Genomic DNA, 1,529 nt, shown 5'->3' with positions numbered 1-1,529 from the left:
GAGAAGGCTAGGCCAGCCTGGCGTTGGTTGTCCAGGTTTAAGGTGGTAGGCTGAGATCTTAGGTAAATCCGGGATCTTAAGGCCGAGAGCTGATGACGAGTGTTCTTTAGAACATGAAGTGGTTGATGCCATGCTTCCAAGAAAAGCTTCTAAGCTTCAGGTAACCAGGAACCGTACCCCAAACCGACACAGGTGGTTGGGTAGAGAATACCAAGGCGCTTGAGAGAACTCGGGTGAAGGAACTAGGCAAAATGGCACCGTAACTTCGGGAGAAGGTGCGCCGGTGAGGGTGAAGGACTTGCTCCGTAAGCTCATGCCGGTCGAAGATACCAGGCCGCTGCGACTGTTTATTAAAAACACAGCACTCTGCAAACACGAAAGTGGACGTATAGGGTGTGACGCCTGCCCGGTGCCGGAAGGTTAATTGATGGGGTTAGCTAACGCGAAGCTCTTGATCGAAGCCCCGGTAAACGGCGGCCGTAACTATAACGGTCCTAAGGTAGCGAAATTCCTTGTCGGGTAAGTTCCGACCTGCACGAATGGCGTAACGATGGCGGCGCTGTCTCCACCCGAGACTCAGTGAAATTGAAATCGCTGTGAAGATGCAGTGTATCCGCGGCTAGACGGAAAGACCCCGTGAACCTTTACTATAGCTTTGCACTGGACTTTGAATTTGCTTGTGTAGGATAGGTGGGAGGCTTTGAAGCGTGGACGCCAGTTCGCGTGGAGCCATCCTTGAAATACCACCCTGGCAACTTTGAGGTTCTAACTCAGGTCCGTCATCCGGATCGAGGACAGTGTATGGTGGGTAGTTTGACTGGGGCGGTCTCCTCCTAAAGAGTAACGGAGGAGTACGAAGGTGCGCTCAGACCGGTCGGAAATCGGTCGTAGAGTATAAAGGCAAAAGCGCGCTTGACTGCGAGACAGACACGTCGAGCAGGTACGAAAGTAGGTCTTAGTGATCCGGTGGTTCTGTATGGAAGGGCCATCGCTCAACGGATAAAAGGTACTCCGGGGATAACAGGCTGATACCGCCCAAGAGTTCATATCGACGGCGGTGTTTGGCACCTCGATGTCGGCTCATCACATCCTGGGGCTGAAGCCGGTCCCAAGGGTATGGCTGTTCGCCATTTAAAGTGGTACGCGAGCTGGGTTTAGAACGTCGTGAGACAGTTCGGTCCCTATCTGCCGTGGACGTTTGAGATTTGAGAGGGGCTGCTCCTAGTACGAGAGGACCGGAGTGGACGAACCTCTGGTGTTCCGGTTGTCACGCCAGTGGCATTGCCGGGTAGCTATGTTCGGAAAAGATAACCGCTGAAAGCATCTAAGCGGGAAACTTGCCTCAAGATGAGATCTCACTGGAACCTTGAGTTCCCTGAAGGGCCGTCGAAGACTACGACGTTGATAGGTTGGGTGTGTAAGCGCTGTGAGGCGTTGAGCTAACCAATACTAATTGCCCGTGAGGCTTGACCATATAACACCCAAGCAATCTGCGACTCGACGAGCACAGATTGCGGTGACTGTGAAGA

1 rRNA gene is annotated in these 1,529 nt (G+C 53.0%); it reads left to right on the top strand.

Annotation, left to right across the window (positions count from 1 at the left end):
- A 23S ribosomal RNA gene (locus D3M70_RS04355) occupies positions 1-1,474 on the top strand; the annotation flags it as partial.
- Positions 1,475-1,529: the final 55 nt, after the last annotated feature.

This window comes from Pseudomonas sp. LS-2 (genome assembly GCF_003605735.1).
Taxonomy (GTDB): Bacteria; Pseudomonadota; Gammaproteobacteria; order Pseudomonadales; family Pseudomonadaceae; genus Aquipseudomonas.
Note: the sequence above shows the minus strand (reverse complement) of the source record. Positions and strands in the feature narration are given on the sequence as shown.